Annotated in this window: 18 protein-coding genes; 4 read left to right on the forward strand and 14 right to left on the reverse strand. The window is 68.4% G+C overall.

Annotation, left to right across the window (positions count from 1 at the left end):
- Positions 1-2 precede the first annotated feature (2 nt).
- From rsfS to FR943_RS18180, 5 genes are read right to left on the reverse strand one after another with little or no spacing between them, the layout of a single operon-like run.
- Positions 3-389 carry a ribosome silencing factor gene (gene rsfS / locus FR943_RS18160; protein ID WP_217159613.1) on the reverse strand — a complete coding sequence of 129 codons (387 nt, stop codon included), beginning with the start codon at positions 387-389 and terminating at the stop codon, positions 3-5.
- Positions 386-1,015, reverse strand: a complete 630-nt coding sequence (gene nadD / locus FR943_RS18165) for a nicotinate-nucleotide adenylyltransferase (RefSeq protein ID WP_275957465.1) — start codon at positions 1,013-1,015, stop codon at positions 386-388. Before nadD ends, rsfS begins: the two co-directional genes overlap by 4 nt.
- Positions 1,016-1,064: 49 nt before the next feature.
- On the reverse strand, positions 1,065-2,525 hold the full coding sequence (locus FR943_RS18170) for a vWA domain-containing protein (RefSeq protein WP_217159615.1): 1,461 nt from the start codon (positions 2,523-2,525) through the stop codon (positions 1,065-1,067).
- Positions 2,526-2,538: 13 nt separating this feature from the next.
- Positions 2,539-3,426, reverse strand: coding sequence for an AAA family ATPase (locus FR943_RS18175; RefSeq protein ID WP_217159616.1), 888 nt, complete (start codon positions 3,424-3,426; stop codon positions 2,539-2,541).
- A gap of 28 nt (positions 3,427-3,454) precedes the next feature.
- Positions 3,455-4,714 carry a glutamate-5-semialdehyde dehydrogenase gene (locus FR943_RS18180; protein WP_217159617.1) on the reverse strand — a complete coding sequence of 420 codons (1,260 nt, stop codon included), beginning with the start codon at positions 4,712-4,714 and terminating at the stop codon, positions 3,455-3,457.
- 83 nt (positions 4,715-4,797) lie between these two features.
- Here FR943_RS18180 and FR943_RS18185 point away from each other — a divergent pair, with 83 nt between their 5' ends.
- Both FR943_RS18185 and FR943_RS18190 read left to right on the forward strand, forming a co-directional pair.
- On the forward strand, positions 4,798-5,658 hold the full coding sequence (locus FR943_RS18185; RefSeq protein WP_217159618.1) for a PfkB family carbohydrate kinase: 861 nt from the start codon (positions 4,798-4,800) through the stop codon (positions 5,656-5,658).
- Positions 5,659-5,705: 47 nt separating this feature from the next.
- Positions 5,706-6,530 (forward strand): enoyl-CoA hydratase/isomerase family protein, encoded by an 825-nt coding sequence (locus FR943_RS18190; RefSeq protein WP_217159619.1) that lies wholly within the window; start codon positions 5,706-5,708, stop codon positions 6,528-6,530.
- Here FR943_RS18190 and FR943_RS18195 read toward each other — a convergent pair.
- The 4 genes from FR943_RS18195 to FR943_RS18210 form a co-directional block, all read right to left on the reverse strand.
- The gene (locus tag FR943_RS18195; RefSeq protein WP_217159620.1) at positions 6,527-6,964 is read right to left on the reverse strand and encodes a DoxX family protein; all 438 of its coding nucleotides are present in this window, start codon (positions 6,962-6,964) and stop codon (positions 6,527-6,529) included. The genes FR943_RS18190 and FR943_RS18195 overlap by 4 nt on opposite strands.
- 53 nt (positions 6,965-7,017) lie before the next feature.
- Entirely contained in the window at positions 7,018-7,377 is a 360-nt protein-coding gene (locus FR943_RS18200; RefSeq protein WP_246585082.1) for a hypothetical protein, read from the reverse strand.
- Between the two features lie 49 nt (positions 7,378-7,426).
- Positions 7,427-10,090: a S15 peptidase family protein gene (locus tag FR943_RS18205; RefSeq protein ID WP_217159621.1), complete on the reverse strand. Its 2,664-nt coding sequence runs from the start codon at positions 10,088-10,090 to the stop codon at positions 7,427-7,429.
- A 139-nt stretch (positions 10,091-10,229) separates the two neighbouring features.
- Positions 10,230-12,272: an NAD(+) synthase gene (locus tag FR943_RS18210; RefSeq protein WP_217159622.1), complete on the reverse strand. Its 2,043-nt coding sequence runs from the start codon at positions 12,270-12,272 to the stop codon at positions 10,230-10,232.
- Between the two features lie 57 nt (positions 12,273-12,329).
- On the opposite strand from FR943_RS18210, the gene FR943_RS18215 reads away from it, so the two are divergent.
- A complete protein-coding gene (locus tag FR943_RS18215) occupies positions 12,330-12,869 on the forward strand; it encodes a cysteine hydrolase family protein (protein WP_217159623.1) in 540 nt (179 codons plus the stop codon).
- A gap of 3 nt (positions 12,870-12,872) precedes the next feature.
- Here the strand turns inward: FR943_RS18215 and FR943_RS18220 are convergent, their stop codons facing one another.
- Positions 12,873-13,835 carry a phosphotransferase gene (locus tag FR943_RS18220; protein WP_246585083.1) on the reverse strand — a complete coding sequence of 321 codons (963 nt, stop codon included), beginning with the start codon at positions 13,833-13,835 and terminating at the stop codon, positions 12,873-12,875.
- A gap of 57 nt (positions 13,836-13,892) precedes the next feature.
- On the opposite strand from FR943_RS18220, the gene FR943_RS18225 reads away from it, so the two are divergent.
- Positions 13,893-14,744 carry an NAD-dependent protein deacetylase gene (locus FR943_RS18225; protein WP_217159624.1) on the forward strand — a complete coding sequence of 284 codons (852 nt, stop codon included), beginning with the start codon at positions 13,893-13,895 and terminating at the stop codon, positions 14,742-14,744.
- 14 nt (positions 14,745-14,758) lie between these two features.
- Here the strand turns inward: FR943_RS18225 and proB are convergent, their stop codons facing one another.
- The 4 genes from proB to rplU form a co-directional block, all read right to left on the reverse strand.
- Entirely contained in the window at positions 14,759-15,859 is a 1,101-nt protein-coding gene (gene proB, locus FR943_RS18230; RefSeq protein WP_217159725.1) for a glutamate 5-kinase, read from the reverse strand.
- A gap of 14 nt (positions 15,860-15,873) precedes the next feature.
- On the reverse strand, positions 15,874-17,322 hold the full coding sequence (obgE, locus tag FR943_RS18235; protein ID WP_217159625.1) for a GTPase ObgE: 1,449 nt from the start codon (positions 17,320-17,322) through the stop codon (positions 15,874-15,876).
- 90 nt (positions 17,323-17,412) lie between these two features.
- A complete protein-coding gene (gene rpmA, locus FR943_RS18240) occupies positions 17,413-17,679 on the reverse strand; it encodes a 50S ribosomal protein L27 (protein ID WP_067847176.1) in 267 nt (88 codons plus the stop codon).
- A gap of 13 nt (positions 17,680-17,692) precedes the next feature.
- Positions 17,693-18,004: a 50S ribosomal protein L21 gene (rplU, locus tag FR943_RS18245; protein ID WP_029367319.1), complete on the reverse strand. Its 312-nt coding sequence runs from the start codon at positions 18,002-18,004 to the stop codon at positions 17,693-17,695.
- Positions 18,005-18,109 lie beyond the last annotated feature (105 nt).

Below are 18,109 nucleotides of genomic sequence, written 5' to 3' on the forward strand. Positions count from 1 at the left end.
CCTCATTCCGGCAGCTCCGGGTCCGCAGGAACATCCAGATCGACCGGGACCGTCGGGCAGTCCCGCCACAGCCGGTCCAGCGCATAGAAGTCGCGCTCGTCCTGATGCTGGATGTGCACCACCACGTCGATGTAGTCCAGCAGCGTCCACCGGCCCTCGCGGGTGCCCTCGCGACGGGCCGGCTTGTACCCGGCCTGCCGCATCTTCTCCTCGACCTCGTCGACGATCGCATTGACCTGACGCTCGTTGGACGCCGAGGCGATCACGAAGCAATCGGTGATCACGAGCTGGCCCGACACGTCGATGACCACGACATCGTCGGCCAGCTTGGCCGCGGCGGCCCGGGCGGCCACCGTCGCCATCGCGACGGCTTCCTCGGTGGCGCTCATCGGGCCACCGCCGGGTTGCCGGTGTTCCGCGCGTCCGCGGTGTACAGCCCGCGCTTGGCCACGTACTGCACCACACCATCGGGCACCAGATACCAGATCGGGCGCTCCTCGGCGGCCCGCTGACGGCAGTCGCTCGACGAGATGGCCAGCGCGGGCACCTCCACGAGCGTCAACGCCTCCGGCGGCAACTCCCGCAGCGCCGCCGCGATGTGTTCACCGTCCAGCTCGTAGCCGGGTCGGCTCACGCCGACAAACCTCGCCATGGAAAACAAGTCCTCCCAGTTCTGCCAGGACAGGATCGATGCCAGCGCATCGGCTCCGGTGATGAAATACAGATCGGTGTCCGCGTTGAGATCACGCAGGTCGCGCAGGGTGTCCTTGGTATACGTCGCCCCGCCCCGGTCGATGTCGACCCGGCTGACCGAGAACCGCGGGTTGGACGCGGTGGCGATCACCGTCATCAGGTACCGGTCCTCGGCCGCGCTGACCCGTCGGTCGTTCTTCTGCCAGGGCTGACCGGTCGGGACGAACACCACCTCGTCCAGGTCGAACAGGTCGGCCACCTCGCTGGCGGCGACCAAGTGCCCGTTGTGGATGGGATCGAATGTCCCACCCATCACCCCCAGCCTGCGCCGTGCTGCCACAAAGAGGCAGCTTACGGCAGGTGGTGCGGGCTCAGACCGGCAGCAACCCGTCGATCACCGCCGCCAGTTGCCGGGCTGAGCGGCACTCGTGCATCGGGATGGCCTCGAGATATTTGGGTACCGCGGAATCCCCGCTGCCCCACAGGTGCTTGGGCTCGGGGTTGAGCCAGTGGGCGTGGCGGCTGGCCGACACCATGTGCTCGAGCAGCTCGACCTCGGGGTTGCGGTAGTTGTTCCGCCCGTCGCCCAGCACCAGCAGCGAGCTGCGCGGGGACAGCACACCCGGGTACTTGTCCAGGAAGGACACGAAGGCGTGCCCGTAGTCGGAGTGCCCGTCGCGGGTGTAGACCCCGGCCTCACGGGTGATGCGCTGCACGGCGACCGCCAGATCGGCCTCCGGCCCGAACATGTCGGTGACCTCGTCGGTGGTGTCGATGAATGCGAAGACCCGCACCCGGGAGAACTGCTGACGCAGCGCCGACACCAGCATCAGAGTGAAGTGGCTGAACCCGGCGACCGACCCGGACACATCGCACAGCACCACCAGCTCCGGGCGGGCCGGATGCGGCTTGCGCAGCACCACGTCGATGGGCACCCCGCCGGTCGACATCGATTTGCGCAGCGTCTTGCGCAGATCGATCTCCCCGGCCCGGGAGCGTCGCCGCCGGGCGGCCAACCGGGTGGCCAGGGTGCGGGCCAGAGGTTGCACCGTCTTGCGCATCTGCCGGAGCTGTTCCCCCGAGGCCCGCAGGAACTCGACGTTCTCGGCCAGCTGCGGCACCCCGTACATCTGCACGTGGTCACGGCCCAACTGTTCGGCGGTGCGCCGCTTGGTCTCGGACTCGACCATCTTGCGCAGTTGGGCGATGCGCTGGGCGGCCAGCGCCTTGGCGATCTCCTCCTGCGTCGGGGTGGGCTCGTCACCGTACGGGGCGAGTAGACCCGCCAGCAGCCTGCCTTCGAGATCGTCGAGGCTCATCGCCTTGAGCGCCTGATACGACGAGTACGACGGGCCGCGGCTGGAGTTGTAGCGGCCGTAGGCCTCCACGATCCGGGCGATCATCGCCGACAACCGGTCGTCCAGGTTGGCCAGATCCTCATTGTCGGCCAACATCTGCACCAGGGCCTCACGCATGGCCTCGATGTCCTCGGGCGGCAGCTGGGGCCGGTCCGCGTCGCCGGTGTCGGCGTCGTCCTGATCCTCGTCCGAGAGCACGGTGCGCGCGCCCAGCGCCGCCGGGAAGAACAGATCGAACATCGCGTCGTAGGTGTCGCGGTGATCGGCACGGCGCAGCACCGCGCAGGCGATCCCTTCGCGCAGCGCCTCCCGATCGCCCAACCCCAGCACGGTCATCACCCGGCCGGCGTCCACGGTTTCCGACGGACCGACCGAGATCCCTTGACCGCGAAGGGATTCGACGAACTCGACGAGATGCCCGGGCAGGCCGTTGGGGGCCAGCGGCTGGGAGGGCCGAACCCGGCGGGGCACCATCAGTTCGGCCCCATCAATTCAGCCTCAGCTCACCGGAGGCCTTGACCTGATCGGACTGGTGCTTGAGCACCACGCCGAGGGTGGCCGCGATCATCGCGTCGTCGATGGTGTCCAGGCCCAGGGCCAGCACGGTGCGGCCCCAGTCGATGGTCTCGGCGACCGAGGGCACTTTCTTGAGTTGCATGCCGCGCAGCACCCCGATGATGCGCACCAGTTCTGCGGCGATGCGCTCGGGCAGCTCGGGCACCCGGGACAGCAGGATGCGCCGCTCCAGCTCCGGGTCGGGGAAGTCGATGTGCAGGAACAGACAGCGACGCTTGAGTGCCTCGGAGAGCTCACGGGTGGCATTGGACGTCAGCACCACCAACGGCGGCCGCTCAGCCCTGATGGTGCCGAGTTCGGGAACGGTCACCGCGAAGTCGGACAACACCTCCAGCAGCAGACCCTCGATCTCGATGTCGGCCTTGTCGGTCTCGTCGATCAGCAGGACAGTCGGATCGGTGCGCTTGATCGCGGTGAGCAGCGGACGGGTCAGCAGGAACTCCTCGCTGAACACGTCCATCTTGGTCTGGTCCCAGTCGCCACCGGTGCTGTTCTGCCCGGCCTGGATCCGCAAGATCTGCTTGGCGTGGTTCCACTCGTAGAGCGCGCGGGCCTCGTCGACACCCTCATAGCACTGCAACCGCACCAGCTCCGAGCCCGTCGACTGCGCCACCGCGCGGGCCAGTTCGGTCTTGCCGACGCCGGCGGGACCTTCCACCAGCAGTGGCTTGCCCAGCCGGTCGGCGAGGAAAACCGCTGTCGCGGTGGCGGTGTCGGGCAGGTAGCCGGTCTCCGCCAGCCGCCGCGCGACATCGTCGATGTCGGCGAACAACGGGGCGGGGCGAGCGGGCACGCTCATCTGGTCTCCTGGTCTGTGTCTGGTCCGGCTAGGCCGGTCGGGTCTGACCGTCGCCCCACACGATCCACTTGGTCGAGGTCAGTTCGGGCAGGCCCATCGGTCCGCGGGCATGCAGTTTCTGGGTGGAGATGCCGATCTCGGCGCCGAAGCCGAACTGCTCTCCGTCGGTGAACGCGGTGGACGCGTTGACCATCACCGCGGCCGCATCCACCTGCTCGGTGAACCGCTGGGCCGCAGCAAGATTCGTTGCCACGATGGCCTCGGTGTGCCCGGTGCCATAGGTGTTGATGTGATCGATCGCGCCGTCCACTCCGTCGACGAGGGTCACCGCGATGTCCATCGACAGGAACTCGGCGTGCAAGTCCTCGTCGCTGGGATCCTCGTGCACGGTGACTCCGGCCGCACGCAGCGCCGCGGTGAGCCGGGGCAGCGCGGTGGCCGCCAGCGCCTTGTCCACCAGCAGCGTCTCGGCGGCGTTGCAGACGCTGGGACGCCGGGTCTTGGAGTTCAGCAGAATCTGCTCGGCCACGTCGATATCGGCCGACTCATCCACGTAGACATGGCAATTGCCGACACCGGTCTCGATCGTCGGCACCTGCGCATCGCGCACCACCGCCTCGATCAGACCGGCTCCCCCGCGCGGGATCACCACGTCGACCAGGCCGCGGGCCTGGATCAGGTGGGTGACGCTGGCGCGGTCGTGACTGGGCAGCAGCTGCACCGCATCCAGCGGCAGCCCCTCGGCCGCCAGCGCGGACCGAAGTGCCTCCACCAGAGCGGCATTGGACCGGGCCGCCGAGGAACTGCCCCGCAGCAACGCGGCGTTGCCCGACTTGAGGGTGAGCCCGAACGCGTCGACGGTGACGTTGGGCCGGCCCTCGTAAACCATGCCGACCACACCGAGCGGCACCCGCTGCTGACGCAGTTGCAGACCGTTGGGCAGGGTGCGGCCGCGCAGCACCTCACCGACCGGATCCGGCAGACCCGCGACCTGACGCAGCCCGGCCGCGATGCCGTCGACCCGCTGCGGGTTGAGCGCCAGCCGATCCAACATGGCCTCGGGTGTCCCGGCCGCCCGGGCCGCCTCGACATCGGCGGCGTTGGCGGCCAGCACCTCGTGGACGTGCGCGAGCACGCTGTCGGCGGCGGCGTGCAGCGCGCGGTTCTTCGTCTCGGCGCTCAGCGTGCCCAACGCGCGGGCCGCGGTGCGGGCCCGCCGCGCGGCCGCGTGCACCTGCTCGCGGAGGTCCTGCGTTCCGGCGGTGACGGGCGGTGTCTGCACGCTCATTGCCCCAGGGTATCGGAGGTGTTCGCGCGGTTCGACACGTGTCAGCGCCCGGCCGGGGCGCGACGGGATTAGCGTTGTCGACTATGGCGGCTTCGCGGGTGTGCGTAGTTGGAAGCATCAACGCTGACCAGACGTTCGTCGTCAATACCCTGCCCCGCCCCGGCCAGACCGTGCTGGCGTCGTCACTGACCTCCGCCCCGGGGGGTAAGGGCGGCAACCAGGCGGTGGCGGCCGCACGCGCCGGCGCCGAGGTGGCGCTGGTGGCCGCGCTCGGTGACGACGCCGCCGCCGACCTGCTGCGCCGTCACCTGCACGACAACGGGGTCCGTTCCGACGCGGTGACCTGTGTGCCCGGCGCCAGCGGATCGGCCGCGATCCTCGTCGATGCCGTCGGGGAGAACAGCATCGTGGTGGCGCCCGGCGCCAACGCCCGGCTCGAGGTGGACAGCGACGCGGCACGCACGGCCATCGTCTGGAGCGAGGTGGTGCTGATCCAGCTGGAAATCCCGGTGACGACGGCGATCGCCGCGGCCAAACTGGCCCGGGCCGCCGGTGCGGTGGTCATGCTCAACGCCTCCCCGCCCGGCACCGCCGCCCATCATCTGCTGGCACTGTCGGACCTGGTGGACGTGGTGGTGGTGAACGAAACCGAGGCGGCCGAGTGGCATTGGCCGGTGCGGCACCTGGTGATCACCCGGGGCTCCCGCGGGGCCAGCTACCTCGGCTCCGACGAGCGCTTCGACGTCCCGGCACCGGCGGTGCGGGCCCTGGACACCGCCGGGGCCGGCGACGTGTTCGCCGGGGTGCTGGCCGCGGGCTGGAGTGCGGGCCACGAGCCGGCGCTGCGGCGGGCCTGCGCGGCCGGGGCGCTGGCCACCCTGGTGCGCGGGGCCGGCACCTGCGCCCCCTCGGCCGCCGATATCGACGCCGTCCTGACGCACTGAGACCGGCCCAACTGAAGCCGATACCGTTGTGGTTATAGTCGCCAACCATGACCCAGGACCTCACCCCGCGGCCGCCCGAGGGCGACTGGCTCGGCACGCCATACCTGAAGTTCGACCGGCAGGGGCCGTTCGGCGTGGTCACCCTGGATCGGCCCGAGGCCCGCAACGCGATGACCCCGGCCATGTACTTCGGCATCCGCTACGCCGTCACCCACGTCGAGGCCGACCCCGATCTGGCCGGTTTGCTGATCACCGGCACCGGGGACGTCTTCGCTCCCGGCGGTGACCTGGGCGGCGGCAACGGTGTCGACGACTGGATGAGCTTCGGCGCCGCACTGTCGATGGACGTCACGCCGTTCGAAACCCTGCGGCAATCGGTCAAGCCGGTGGTGAGTGCGGTCAACGGCCTGTGTCAGGGCGGCGGGCTGCAGATCGCGATCTGCAGCGACATGGCCGTGGTGAGCGATCGCGCCACGTTCCGGGTGCCCGAGCTCTACCGCGGCATCGCCGACACCTACTACAGCCAGATGCTGGCCCGGCTCATCGGCCCGGTGCGCACCCGCGACCTGATGTTCACCGGCCGCACGCTCAGCGCGGCCGAAGCCGTCGACTGGGGCATGGTGGCCAGGGTGGTGCCGCACGACGAATTGCTCAGCGCGGCAACCGAAGTGCTCACGCAGTGCTGCCGCACCGCACCGCGGGCCCGCGGCGTGGTGAAGTCCAGCCTGGACAGCTACATGGGGCTCTACGACCGGATCGGGATGAAGGCCAGTTACAGCGGCGAGGAGGCCGCCGAGGGATTCCGGGCGTTCAAGGCGCGCCGGTCACCGGATTGGGTGCATCCGGACCTGCGCACCGACGGCCGGATCTAGACGGCGGATACCTCGTCACGCTCGTCGTGCGAGCGGCCGCGCATGGTGTCCAGTGCCCAGGCACCGGGCCCGGCGAATGCCAACAGCAGGAAAGCGAAGCAGTACAGCACCGCGAACTCGCCGCCGTTCTGCGGATCCACCGGCCACAACGCGTTGGGCTGGTGCAGCCAGAAGTAGGCGACCGCCATCTCGCCCGACGCCACAAGTGCGGCGATCGGAGTGAACCATCCCAGCACGATCAGCAGACCGGCGATCAGCTCGATCAGCCCGGCCCACCAGAACGGCCAGTCACCAACGGCCACCGAGGGGCCGACCGGCCAGCCGAACAGCTTCACCGTGCCGTTGAGGGTGAACATCAACCCGAGCACGATCCGGCAGACGCTGACAACGGCGGGCGCATGCGAATTCAGCCGGGATTGCAGGTGCTGGATCATCCGCTGACCACCTTCCTGGTTGCGCCGCGATCAACGTCCGATCGACCGGCGATTCAGCAACTGAGATAGACGTTGATCGTCTTGGCCGTGACCGTTGTGGTGTGGCCGCCGCCGGGAACGCCGCTGTCGGTCCTGGAGTATGTGTGGCCGGGCTTCGTCGCGCTGACGGCGCACTGGCTCAATGGCGCACTGCCCACCTTGTGCACGATGACGTGGTAGCCCTGCGCCTCCAGCTCGTTGATCGTGTCTTGGGCCGCTCCGGTGTCAGAGGGGGCCGCCGTTGCGGGCACCGCCAGCCCGAAACTGACAACAGCAAGGTCGGCGGCCGCAATCGTCGCGAAATTCAGCTTTTTCATCTTCGCGCCCTCCGCCTGGACGACGCATCCGGCCTGATCGGAGGGATGATCATCCATCCCCCATGGTCCTCTCGCAGGGGCGTGGCCGCCACTGGTTTTTGTGCGGTTATACGCGGACGAGATCCCGATCGGTGGCCGCCGCGGGCTGCGCACCGGCGCCGGACCCGACGGTGGGCAGCGACACCTCGATGCCGGAGATGTTGATGACGCCGAACTGGGTGAGGTTGAGGAACGGGGTAGCCGAGGTGGTGATCTGCACCGTGGCGGTGTGCCCGGGTTCGAGCGTATAGGCCACGGCCTCCATCGGAATGGTGACGGTGTGTTCCTTGCCGTCGAGGGTGACCGGCACCGGGGTGACGATGTTGCCGATCACCTGGCCGGTCTGGTCGTCGATGATCTGGGCGTAGACGTGGCGGCTGGTGCCCAGCCCTGAATACGTCAGCGTCAGCTCGGGAGCACCGACCACCTGCGTGGCGGTGTCCGACGGCGCGGTGACCGTGACGTTGACCGCGTTCGCCGCCTTGGTTCCGTCACCGAGCCCGAACGGGATCCCCGCCGCGCCCGGTCCCGAGCCGCCGAGGATCGGCACGATTCCCAGCACCCCGCCGCCGTGCGACACGGTGACCGGGGTGCCGGCGAAATCGGGATCCGAAGGCAGCACATCGGAGGTGTAGTGGTCACCGTTCTGGTCGATCCACTGGAATGTCGGCAGACCGTCATCGACGTCTTCGCCCTTGTGCTTGACGTAGGCGTCCAGCCAGCTCATGGTCGCGGTCTCGACCATCTCGGTGCTGTCACCGGCCGGGGTTTCGCAGTTGCCGTGCCCGCCGCAGAACCACACCATCTTCACCGGCACCCCGTTGGCGTCGAGGATCTGGGCGTTGTCGATCGCCTGCTGCAACGGGAACAACACGTCCACCGTGCCCTGAACGATCAGGGTGGGCGCGCTGATCTCGTTGACCAGGGCGGTCGGACCGCTGGCGGCCAGCACCGCCTGCTGTTCGGGGGTGAGCATCCCGAGCAGCGCGCCGGTGAAGATCCCGCTGTACAGCTGCGAGTTGATGTTCGCCCCCGACGTCACCAGCGACAGCAACAGCAGCGCCGCATACGACGTCTTGAACGCCTGGTTGGGATAGAGCGAACTGTTCAGCGAATTCCACGAGATCGTCGGCACGATGGCGTCGACCCGGTCATCGGTGCCTGCGGTGACCCACTGGATGCCGCCGCCGTAGGAACCGCCCACCATGCCCATCCGCGGGTCGTTCGCGCCGTCCAGCAGCGTCCCGGGCCGCCCTGCGACGTAGTCGATCAGGGCCGACATGTCGCGGCCCTCGAAGAACGGACTGTCCAGCTGCAAGATCCCGCCCGAATCGTGCTCGCCGCGGGAGTCCCAGGTCACCACGTTGTAGCCGGCGTCACGGAACGTGCCGACGCCGGTCGCGCCGCCGGCGTACGGGTTCACGTCGCCCGCACTGGAAAGCCCTGCGCCGCTGAAGATCGTCGGCGCGGTGTCCCCGGCCTGCAGGCCCGACGCCGGGAAATAGTTCATGCTGATCTCGGCGCCGTCGAACGAGGCCACCTTGACCGTGTAGGCCATCGGCGTGCCCGCGGGTGCCAGCTCCCCGACGTCGACGTTGACGTCCACCACCTCGGCGTCACCGATGAGCGGCGCCAACGCCTCGCCGAGGACCGGCATCTGATGCACCATCACCAGCACCTGGGGAACGAACGAACCGAACACCGGAATCTGTTGCAGCGCAACGTCGAACTCGGTGGTCTCGGCTACCAGCACGGTGAAGGCCTCGGAGCCGGCGCTGTCAACGACGGTGGCATACGGCAGGAAGGTGAAGGTGCCGTCCGCCGAGTTCAGCCGGACCTTGCCGCCCGCGCTCGGGGCACCGATCACGGTGTAGGTCAGCGGCAGGCCGCTCGACGTGGTGGCCCCGGTGGTGCCGTGGATGATGCCGTCGGTGAGGTCGACCGCCGGTACCGCGGTGATGCCTCCGGTGACGCTGACGGAGGAGGCCGGGGTGGCAGCGGCAGCGAACTCGCGTCGCGCAGCGGCCAGCAACACCCACTCGGCAGGCGAGTCGCCGGCCGGCGCGCTCGGCGAGTTGCCGGCCAGCGTCGTGGCGATGTCGTTGATCACGGTGGCGAGCACGCTGCGTGCCGGCTGGACGGGAGCGGACGGAGCGGCCGACTCAGCCGGAGCGGCCGACTCAGCCGGCGCAGCTGGCTCAATCGGTGACGAGCTCGCGGGCGCGGTGGCAGCGGCCACCGGCTCGGCCGCCGCGACGGCCGGCTCGTCGAGCCGAACCCGACCACGCTGGTGGCGCGGCGCCGCCGGAGCATCTGCCGGCTTCTGCGCGGCCCGCGGCGTGTCAGCGGACGGCTGGAGGATCGTGGTGTCGTGCGCCGCCCCATGGCGGGCCTTGGCCGCTGACCGGGCCGACCGCTCGGCGGTCGAGTCGTCGCTCTCGGAGCGCTGCGTCGTCGCATCCAGCCGGTGCCGACCGGACTCACCGACGTTGCGCGCCACCCGGTGCGTGGTCGCGTCACGTGCCGCCGATTGCCGTGATGAGCGGGACGAATGCTCAGCGTGGCGGTCCTTGGCAGCCTTGTGCCCGGCCCGTGCGGACGAGGATTGCGACGATGTGTCGCTGGAGCGCGGGGACGCCGACGCCGTCGGCGCGCTCAGCACCAGTGCGGACCCGACCCCGAGTGCGACCGCCAATCCCCCGACTCGACCGACGTACTTCCCAGCACCCAACGCGACCTCCTGGATCTCCGCTGCCGAATGTGACCTGCCGCACATTAGCGCGTCGATGGGATGCAGAAGGTTAGCTTGTCAATTTTTTTCAAAGTCAATTTTGATTGGGCTCGGATACTGCGCTGAGAGCCGGCCCCGGCTACTGCTCGGGCACGTTCCGTTCGATCTCGTCGAGCCAGATCCGCGCCGACATGTCCGACGGCGCCCGCCAGTCCCCGCGGGGCGACAGCGCGCCACCGTGCGACACCTTGGGACCGTTGGGCAACGCCGAGCGCTTGAACTGTGCGAACGAGTAGAACCGCTGCGCGAAGACCTGCAGCCAGTGCCGGATCTCCTTGAGCGAGTACGCCGGCCGCTTGTCCTCCGGAAAGCCGGCCGGCCAGTCACCGAGGGCCGCGTCGCGCCAGGCGTGCCAGGCCAGGAAGGCCACCTTCGACGGCCGGAACCCGTAGCGCAGCACCTGGAACAGCGAGAAGTCTTGCAGCACATAGGGACCGACCTTGGCCTCGCTGCTCTGGATCTCCTCGTCCTCACCGGTGGGCACCAGCTCCGGGGTGATCTCGGTGTCCAGCACCGATTGCAGCACCTCGTTCACCTCGGACCCGAACTCCGCCGACGAGATCACCCACCGGATCAGATGCTGGATCAGGGTTTTCGGCACCCCGCCGTTGACGTTGTAGTGCGACATCTGGTCGCCGACCCCGTAGGTCGACCAGCCCAGCGCCAACTCCGACAGGTCGCCGGTGCCGAGCACGATACCGCCGCGCTGGTTGGCCAGCCGGAACAGGTAATCGGTGCGCAGTCCGGCCTGCACGTTCTCGAAGGTGACGTCGTAGACCTTTTCACCACGACCGAACGGGTGGTCCATCTCGGTGAGCATCAGCTCGGCGGTCTTCTTGATGTCGATCTCTTCGAACGTCACGCCCAGCGCCCGGCTCAACCGGATGGCGTTGTTCTTGGTCCGGTCACCGGTGGCGAAGCCGGGCAGGGTGAACGCGAGAATGTCGCTGCGCGGCCGGTTCTCCCGGTCCATCGCCCGGGCCGCCACAATCAGGGCATGGGTGGAATCCAAACCGCCCGACACCCCGATCACCACCTTCGGGTAGTTCAGGGCCCGCAACCGCTGCTCCAGGCCGGAGACCTGAATGTTGTAGGCCTCGTAGCAATCCTGTTGCAGCCGTGCCGGATTCGACGGCACAAAAGGAAACCGCTCGATCTCGCGCAGCAGCCCGATGTCACCGGTGGGCGGATCGAGCTGGAACTCGATGCGGCGGAACGCATCCACCATCTGTCCGTGATGGCGGGCGTTGTCGTCGAACGTCCCCATCCGCAACCGTTCGGCGCGCAGCAACTCCAAGTCCACATCGGCCACCGCACGTCGTTCACCGCGTGGGAAGCGCTCGCTCTCGGCGAGCAGCACGCCGTTCTCCCAGATCATTGTCTGGCCGTCCCAAGCCAGGTCGGTGGTCGACTCCCCCTCACCGGCCGCGGCGTAGACGTAGGCGGCCAGGCACCGTGAGGAAGCCGAACGCGCCAGCAGACACCGGTCCTCGGCACGGCCCACGGTGATCGGGCTGCCCGACAGGTTGGCCAGCACCGTGGCCCCGGCCAACGCGGCCTGCGCGCTCGGCGGGATCGGCACGAACATGTCTTCGCAGATCTCGACGTGCAGCACCAACTCGGGCAGGTCAGAGGCGACGAACAGCAGATCCGGGCCGAACGGAACCTCTGCGCCGGCCACCCGGATGGTGCCACGCATGTCGTCACCGGCGGCCATCTGCCGGCGTTCGTAGAACTCCCGGTAGGTCGGCAGATAGGACTTGGGCGCCACGCCCAGCACCGCGCCGCGGTGGATCACCACCGCCGCGTTGTAGATCCGGTGCCGGTGCCGCAGCGGTGCACCGACGACCAGCACCGGGGTCAACACCACCGAAGCGGCGACGATCTCGATGAGGGCCTGCTCCACCGACTCCAGCAGCGCGTCCTGCTGCAGGATGTCGTCGATCGAGTAACCCGACAACGTCAACTCGGGAAACACCGCGACGGCCACGCCGTCGTCGTGACAGGCCTGCGCCAGCCGCAACACCGATTCGGCGTTCGCCGGCGGATCCGCCAGTGCCGTGTGATGCGTGCAGGCGGCAACCCGCGCAAAACCATGGTGGTAGGCGCTGTAGAAGTCCATCGGGGCCATTGTCACCCGAAAAGTGTCAAGATCGGGCCATCGGGTACCAAATGACGCATGAGTGATACCGCCGTGGTGGTTGTGGACATGCTCAATCAATACCGGCACGAGGATGCCGAACAGTTGGCGCCCAACGTGGCCACGATCATCGATCCGCTGGTCGGACTGATCGAGAGTGCGCGGCGCCGCGACGACGTGGACCTGATCTACGTCAACGACAACTACGGTGATTTCACCGCACAGTTCAGCGACATCGTCGCGGCGGCGCTGGCCGGGGCGCACCCGGACCTGGTGCGTCCGATCGTGCCCGCCGACGGCTGCCTCCTGCTGACCAAGGTGCGCCACAGCGTGTTCTACGCCACCGCGCTGGACTACCTGCTGGGCCGGTTGGGCACCCGCCGGGTGGTCCTGGCCGGACAGGTCACCGAGCAGTGCATCCTCTACAGCGCGCTGGATGCCTACGTCCGGCATTTCGACGTGGTGATCCCCTCCGACGCCGTGGCCCACATCGACGCCGACCTGGGTGATGCGGCGCTGCAGATGATGCGGCGCAACATGAGTGCCGAGGTGGTACCCGCCGCCCACTGCCTCAGATGACCGTCACGTCAGCGGCGTGGACTCCCGCCATGACTCCACCACTGGCATCAATCCCTCGCCGAGCAACGGCAATTGCCGGATCAGCGACACACAGCTGACCATCATCAACGTCGCGGCAGCGTCGACAAGGCGCTGCACTTCGGGATTCGTGGTCCGCAGGCCGAATTCTCGCGCCGCGTCGTCGTATTCGGCGACCGCCGCCGGCCCGGCCAGTGCGAGATCCCACTCCACCGGCCCGGCCAGTGCGAGATCCCACTCCACCGGCCCACAGGTGACGTCCTCGAAATCCGAGAACCGCACCCCATCGGTGGTCCGGATCACGTTGAGCGCCGGACCATCTCCGTGGATGGTCTGCACACTCACATCGGGGAACCTCGAGTGGAACGCGGCGCGGTCGGCCAGGGCGGAACGCAGCACCGCGTATTCGCCACGGGCACGGCGAATATCGCTCGGCAGCAGCACGGGTGCGTCGTCCAAGGCACCGATCAACCCACCGAGCGATCGGTTGAACGGGGTGAGAAACGCCAATTCCTGCGGATACCGCGCCAGGGCTGCGTGCAGCGTCGCTGCCTGCGCCATCGGGACGGCCGAGTACGGCTCGTGGTCCGCGGCGACATCGGCCAAATCCCAGAACGTCATTCCGAAGCCGCCCCGGCGTACCGGCGACCGGGGCAACTGTGGTGCCGGTGCCACGACGGGCACTCCCTGACTGTCGAGCCACGCCGCCACGTCCAATTCGCGCTGCTGCCGCTCAGCCTGGTCCTGCCGGGTCATCCCCGGCGGCAACACCACCTGGACGCGGGCCACCACCGGGGTCGGTTCGAGGTGCGCGACGACCGAGAACGCGTCGTGCAGCACGGTCGCCTTCTCGGCGGCCAAGCCCAGCGCACGCCCGGCTTCCAGCGCGGCCTGGGCCGCGCGCCGGGTACGGTCAGCCAGGTCAGGGGGCGGCAGGGACGTAGGCATGCCGCCACCCTGTCACGGGAAGCAAACGCTTCTCTGAACCGATCTACCCTGGGATCCGTGGATGCCCCCGAACTCGTCGCCCTGTTGCAAGGCCGCCGTGTCGCGGTGCTGACCGGCGCCGGGATGTCCACCGATTCCGGGATCCCCGACTACCGCGGCCCGGATTCCCCGCCGAGCAATCCCATGACGATCCGGCAGTTCACCTCCGATCCAGTGTTCCGCCGGCGCTACTGGGCCCGTAATCACGTCGGCTGGCGGCACATGGACGAGACGCTGCCCAACGCCGGGCACCGCGGGCTGGCCGCGCTGGAAGCCGCCGGTGTGGTCACCGGGTTGATCACCCAGAACGTGGATCTGCTGCACAGCAAGGCCGGTAGCCGCTCGGTGGTGAACCTGCACGGCACCTACGCGCAGGTGGTCTGCCTGGAGTGCGGCGCGACCATGAGCCGTGCCGGCCTGGCCGACCTGCTGGAGGCGGCCAATCCGGGCTTCTTGGAGCGCGCGGAATCGGTCGGTGGCATCGCGGTGGCACCCGATGCCGACGCTGTGGTGCACCAGACCGAATCGTTCGTCGTCGTGGACTGTCCGGCGTGTGCGGGCATGCTCAAGCCCGACATCGTCTACTTCGGCGAAAGTGTCCCCAAAGACCGTGTCGAGCAAGCCTATTCGATGGTCGCCGGCGCCGAGGCGCTGCTGGTGGCGGGTTCCTCACTGACCGTGTACTCCGGCTATCGGTTCGTCCGGCACGCGGTCGCACACGGCATCCCGGTGGCGATCGTCAATCGCGGCCCGACCCGCGGCGACGACCTGGCCACCGTCAAGGTCGAGGCGGGGTGTTCGGAGATGCTGGCCCTGTTGGCCGGCGAACTCAGTGATTTGTGCACCTCTACCGGCGCCCACCGCCGGTAGAGGTGCACAAATCCCTAGAGCGCGACGAGATCGTCGGCGTGTACCGCGGGCCGGCGCAGCTCAGCCGGCAGGTCCGGGGTGGACCGGCCGATGATCGCGGCCAATTCCGACGCCTCATAGGCCACCACGCCACGTGCCACCGTCTGCCCGTCAAGCCCCCGCAGATCCACCACATCCCCACCGTGGAAATGTCCGGTGACTTCGGTGATCCCGGCTGGAAGCAACGAGCGTCGTTGTTTGACCACCGCCCGCACCGCACCGTCGTCCAGGGTCAGCGCCCCGTGCGACTCCGCGGCGTGACGCACCCAGAATCGGCGCGCCGACATCCGCTCCGGCCGTGGCGCGAACACGGTACCGACGGAGGCAGCACTGAGGGCGGCGGCGGCGTCGGAGGCGGCGGCCAACAACACCGGCACGCCGGCATCGGCGGCCAGCAGGGCCGAGGACAGCTTCGAGGCCATGCCCCCGGTACCGAGGTGGCTGCCGCCGCCGGCCACCACCCCGTCGAGGTCACCGTGAGCGGCCACCTCGGGGATGAAGCGCGCGTTTCCTTTTCGCGGATCAGAGTCGTACAGGCCGTCGATGTCGGACAGCAGGACCAACGCGTCGGCGCCGACCAGCTGGGCCACCAACGCCGAAAGCCGGTCGTTGTCGCCGAATCGGATCTCGTTGGTGGCCACGGTGTCGTTCTCGTTGACGATGGCCACCGCGTGCAGGGCGCGCAGCCGGTCCAGGGTGCGCTGGGCGTTGTTGTGTTGCACCCGCATCGCGATGTCGTGGGCGGTCAGCAGCACCTGTCCGACGGTGCGGTTGTAGACCCCGAACGCCGAACTCCAGGCATTGACCAGGGCCACCTGCCCCACGCTGGCGGCCGCCTGCTTGGTCGCCAGGTCAGTTGGGCGCCTGGACAACCCGAGCGGCTCGATACCAGCAGCGATGGCCCCCGAGGACACGATCACCACGTCTGAGCCGGCCCGCATCCGGGCCTCGATGGCCTCCACGAGGACCGCCAGCCGGCCGGCGTCGAATACACCCGAGGGCGTGGTGAGTGCGGTGGTGCCGATCTTGACGACAACACTGCGGGCGGTGCGAATGGCCTCGCGGTGAACGGATATGTCGGGGTGGACGCTCACGCGTCCTCACTCCCGGACCGGCGCCGTTCGCGCCGGGCCGCCTTACGCTCGGCCGCGCCCACCCGGTCGGTCTGCTCAAGGCGCACATCGGTGCCGCGTCCGGTCAGCGGAACGTCAATGCCGGCGGGGGTCTGCGGCTCCCAGTCGAAGGTCATGTCGCCGATGGTCACCGCGCAGCCGGGTTTGGCGCCCAGCCGGAACAACTCGTCCTCGACACCCAACCGGGCCAACCGGTCACCGAGGTACCCGACGGCCTCGTCGTTGGCGAAGTCGGTCTGCGCGATCCAGCGCTCGGGACGAGTCCCGCGCACGATGAATCCGCCGTAGCCGTCGGTCTCCACGGTGAAGCCGCTCTCGTCGACGGCGATCGGCCGGATCACGGGACGTCTGGGCACCACTGCCGGCTGCGCGTCGCGGTAGGCCTTGACCATCTCCCACAACGCAAAGATCAACGGGCGCAGGCCATCACGGCTGACCGTCGAGATCTCGTACACCGGCCAGCCGAACCGTTCGGCCACCTCGTCACGCACGAAGTCGGCCAACTCCCGGGCGTCAGGCACGTCAATCTTGTTGAGGACCACCGCACGTGGCCGCGACGCCAGATCCCCCAGGGTGGAATCACCCTGCAGGGTCGGCGTGTACGCCGCGAGTTCGGCTTCCAATGCCTCGATGTCGGAGATCGGGTCACGCCCGGGTTCCATAGTGGCGCAGTCCACGACATGCACGAGCACCGCGCAGCGCTCCAGGTGCCGCAGGAAATCCAGGCCCAGGCCCCGGCCGTCGGAAGCACCGGGAATCAGGCCGGGAACGTCGGCGACGGTGAAGGTGTTGTCACCGGCCGACACCACGCCCAGATTGGGCACCAGGGTGGTGAACGGATAGTCGGCGATCTTGGGCTTGGCCGCCGAGATGGTCGACACCAGAGAGGATTTGCCGGCCGAGGGGAAACCGATCAGACCGACATCGGCAACGGTCTTGAGCTCGAGCGTGAGATCACGCGTCTGCCCTTTTTCGCCGAGCAGGGCGAAACCGGGGGCTTTGCGGGCCCGGGAGGCCAATGCGGCGTTGCCGAGCCCGCCGCGGCCACCGGCGGCGGCCTCGAATCGGGTACCGGCACCGACCAGGTCGGCCAGCATCTTGCCGTTCTCGTCGAGCACGACAGTGCCGTCTGGAACTCGCACGATCAGATCGTCGCCGGCCGCACCGTCACGGTTGCTGCCCGCCCCCTGCTTACCGGACGGGGCGACCACATGCGGGTGGAAATGGAAGTCCAGCAGGGTGTGCACCTGCGGATCGACGACGAGCACGATGCTGCCGCCGCGTCCGCCGTTGCCGCCGTCAGGACCGCCGAGCGGTTTGAACTTCTCGCGATGCACCGAGGCGCAGCCATTGCCGCCGTTGCCTGCGCTCGCGTGAATGACGACGCGGTCGACAAACCGGGGCATCGGACATCCTCTCCGTCGAATGTGAAGCTATCGCGATAGTCCTATCGAGAACTCGCAGCTGCTTCACATTCGCGGAGAATCCTCTTGGTCTCAGGCCTCCGGGCGCGGCACGGGAACGATGTTCACGTGCTTGCGGCCACGCTTGGAGCCGAACTCGACGGCGCCGGGGGCCAACGCGAACAGCGTGTCGTCGCCGCCACGGCCGACGTTCACGCCGGGGTGGAAGTGGGTACCGCGCTGGCGGACGAGGATCTCGCCGGCCTTGACGACCTGACCACCGAACCGCTTGACGCCGAGCCGCTGTGCTGCGGATTCACGACCGTTACGAGAGCTGGAAGCGCCCTTCTTGTGTGCCATGTCGTTCGCTCCCTTACTTGATGCCGGTGACCTTGAGCACGGTCAGCTGCTGACGGTGCCCCTGCCGCTTGTGGTAGCCGGTCTTGTTCTTGAACTTGTGGATGCGGATCTTGGGACCCTTGGTGTGCTCCAGCACCTCGCCGGTCACGGCGACCTTGGCCAGGTCATCAGCCTTGCTGGTGACCTTGGCGCCGTCGACCACGAGGGCCACGGGCAGCGACACCGACGCGCCGGGCTCGGCGTCGAGCTTCTCAACCTTCACCACGTCACCTGCGGCAACCTTGTACTGCTTGCCACCGGTCTTGACGATTGCGTATGTCGCCATCGTGTCCTCTGCTCTGCTGCTCTCTGCGGGCGCGCGCTACCGGTCGGTGCGTGCGCGGGTCTTGGGTGGCGGGATACCCCGCCGTCACCGGCCTGGACTACAGGC

The sequence above is a fragment of the [Mycobacterium] fortunisiensis genome (genome assembly GCF_019050325.1).
Lineage (GTDB): Bacteria > Actinomycetota > Actinomycetes > Mycobacteriales > Mycobacteriaceae > Mycobacterium > Mycobacterium fortunisiensis.

Excerpts from the sequence above, each read along its gene's own strand:
- rsfS (WP_217159613.1), bottom strand. The coding sequence starts at position 389 with ATGAGCGCCACCGAGGAAGCCGTCGCGATGGCGACGGTGGCCGCCCGG.
- FR943_RS18170 (WP_217159615.1), bottom strand. The coding sequence starts at position 2,525 with ATGGTGCCCCGCCGGGTTCGGCCCTCCCAGCCGCTGGCCCCCAACGGC.
- FR943_RS18175 (WP_217159616.1), bottom strand. The coding sequence starts at position 3,426 with ATGAGCGTGCCCGCTCGCCCCGCCCCGTTGTTCGCCGACATCGACGAT.
- FR943_RS18180 (WP_217159617.1), bottom strand. The coding sequence starts at position 4,714 with ATGAGCGTGCAGACACCGCCCGTCACCGCCGGAACGCAGGACCTCCGC.
- FR943_RS18185 (WP_217159618.1), top strand. The coding sequence starts at position 4,798 with ATGGCGGCTTCGCGGGTGTGCGTAGTTGGAAGCATCAACGCTGACCAG.
- FR943_RS18190 (WP_217159619.1), top strand. The coding sequence starts at position 5,706 with ATGACCCAGGACCTCACCCCGCGGCCGCCCGAGGGCGACTGGCTCGGC.
- FR943_RS18195 (WP_217159620.1), bottom strand. The coding sequence starts at position 6,964 with ATGATCCAGCACCTGCAATCCCGGCTGAATTCGCATGCGCCCGCCGTT.
- FR943_RS18200 (WP_246585082.1), bottom strand. The coding sequence starts at position 7,377 with ATGGATGATCATCCCTCCGATCAGGCCGGATGCGTCGTCCAGGCGGAG.
- FR943_RS18210 (WP_217159622.1), bottom strand. The coding sequence starts at position 12,272 with ATGGACTTCTACAGCGCCTACCACCATGGTTTTGCGCGGGTTGCCGCC.
- FR943_RS18215 (WP_217159623.1), top strand. The coding sequence starts at position 12,330 with ATGAGTGATACCGCCGTGGTGGTTGTGGACATGCTCAATCAATACCGG.
- FR943_RS18220 (WP_246585083.1), bottom strand. The coding sequence starts at position 13,835 with ATGCCTACGTCCCTGCCGCCCCCTGACCTGGCTGACCGTACCCGGCGC.
- obgE (WP_217159625.1), bottom strand. The coding sequence starts at position 17,322 with ATGCCCCGGTTTGTCGACCGCGTCGTCATTCACGCGAGCGCAGGCAAC.
- rpmA (WP_067847176.1), bottom strand. The coding sequence starts at position 17,679 with ATGGCACACAAGAAGGGCGCTTCCAGCTCTCGTAACGGTCGTGAATCC.
- rplU (WP_029367319.1), bottom strand. The coding sequence starts at position 18,004 with ATGGCGACATACGCAATCGTCAAGACCGGTGGCAAGCAGTACAAGGTT.